We start from the raw sequence: 1320 nt of genomic DNA on the forward strand, positions 1-1320 counted from the left end.
GAGCCTGTAAATAATTTTGTGTAATTGCTTTTCATAAATTTAAAGGTGATTGCTTAAGCGGTCACCGAATTCAATAATAAAGCGGCTCATGGCTAAACGCCAGTCGCGAATAGGCATATTCCACTTTTTAGACGCTGCATCAATTGCCAGGTAAATCACTTTACGTACAGAATCATCCGTTGGAAAGACTTTACGCTTTTTGATCGCCTGACGTATTACGCTGTTTAATGATTCGATCGCATTGGTGGTATAGATGGCTTTGCGTATCTCGGCTGGATAAGCAAAGAAGGTATTTAGATTCTCCCAGTGTGTACGCCAGCTTTTGCTGATCTGTGGGTACTTGTCATCCCATGTTTGGGCGAATTGATCCAAGGCCATCAAGGCTGCCTCTTCAGTAGGTGACTGATAAACGGCTTTTAAATCCTGAGTGACGGCCTTGTAATCTTTCCATGATACGTATTTCAAGCTGTTACGCAGCATATGGATAATGCACAGCTGGATATGGGTTTGCGGGTATACGCTGTTAATGGCATCAGGAAAGCCTTTTAGTCCATCCACACAGGCGATCAGAATATCCTGCAACCCTCGGTTTTTAAGCTCAGTCAGGACATTCAGCCAGAACTTTGCACCTTCATTCTCAGCCATCCACATGCCGAGCAGTTCTTTCTGTCCATCAAGATTAATGCCTAAGGCAAGGAATACAGCCTTGTTGATAACACTGCCATTATGACGGACTTTAACTACAATACAGTCCATATAGACGATGGGATAGAGTGCATCCAGCGGACGGTTTTGCCATTCAGCGACTTGCTCCTTAACAGCATCAGTCACCTTGGAAATAAGCGTTGGCGATACATCAGCATCGTACATTTCTTTGAAAGTAGCCACGATTTCACGGGTAGTCATGCCTTTGGCATAAAGGGATAGAATTTGGCTATCCATTTGCGTGATACGAGTCTGATTCTTTTTAATTAGCTGTGGCTCAAATGTGCCATCACGATCTCGTGGTGTGGTGATCTCAATCTCACCATCATCGCTCAGCACGGTCTTACTGGAATAACCGTTACGAGCATTTGAACCGTTCTTACGAGCATTCTTTTCATATCCGAGATGTTCGGTAAGTTCGGCATTGAGAGCCGTTTCAACAGTGAGTTTAGTCAACAATCGGGTGAATTGATTGAGATCGTCTTCTGTTTTGATTCCTTTAGCAAATTCTGCTGCAAGGTCTTTTAGTTTTTGTTCGTTCATCATGTTGCCTGACTCCGTTGTGAATATGAACATAGCAAATTCAGGCAATTACACAATTTAATTTACAGTCTC

Annotated in this window: 1 protein-coding gene; it reads right to left on the reverse strand. The window is 43.0% G+C overall.

Annotated features, from left to right (window positions below):
* Positions 1-39: 39 nt before the first annotated feature.
* Complete coding sequence (locus NI466_RS15740; RefSeq protein ID WP_253174003.1) at positions 40-1248, reverse strand: IS256 family transposase; 1209 nt, start codon at positions 1246-1248, stop codon at positions 40-42.
* Positions 1249-1320: the final 72 nt, after the last annotated feature.

The sequence above is a fragment of the Acinetobacter lwoffii genome, assembly GCF_024129595.1.
Classification (GTDB): domain Bacteria; phylum Pseudomonadota; class Gammaproteobacteria; order Pseudomonadales; family Moraxellaceae; genus Acinetobacter; species Acinetobacter lwoffii_O.

What these genes read in the sequence shown, in the direction of transcription:
- NI466_RS15740 (WP_253174003.1), bottom strand. Translation starts at nt 1,248, where the DNA reads ATGAACGAACAAAAACTAAAAGACCTTGCAGCAGAATTTGCTAAAGGA.